Genomic DNA, 222 nt, shown 5'->3' with positions numbered 1-222 from the left:
TAAATAAAGGCACGGCGGATGACTTTACTAAATGGAGTAACAACTACAATACAAACATCTGAAAAGCAGTGAGGTATAGTAGAAGCAGTATCAAATGGAATAACGATTGAATATAAAATAGTTGAATTAATATAACTACTAACACATCTTACTTGCATCATGTTATTGGCTTTATGTTGGCCCACCTGCAGTCTTCTCCATCTGTTCCAAATGTAAATAATT

The 222-nt window shown here is 33.3% G+C and carries 1 protein-coding gene; it reads right to left on the bottom strand.

Annotation, left to right across the window (positions count from 1 at the left end; all coding sequences use genetic code 11):
• Nucleotides 1–185: hypothetical protein (locus ACM615_RS24120; RefSeq protein ID WP_431012666.1), on the bottom strand; the 185-nt coding region annotated here is incomplete at its 3' end.
• Nucleotides 186–222 lie beyond the last annotated feature (37 nt).

The organism is Rahnella sp. PAMC25617 (genome assembly GCF_050606005.1).
GTDB classification, from domain to species: Bacteria; Pseudomonadota; Gammaproteobacteria; order Enterobacterales; family Enterobacteriaceae; genus Rahnella; species Rahnella variigena.
This window is presented reverse-complemented; position numbering and strand designations above follow the sequence as displayed.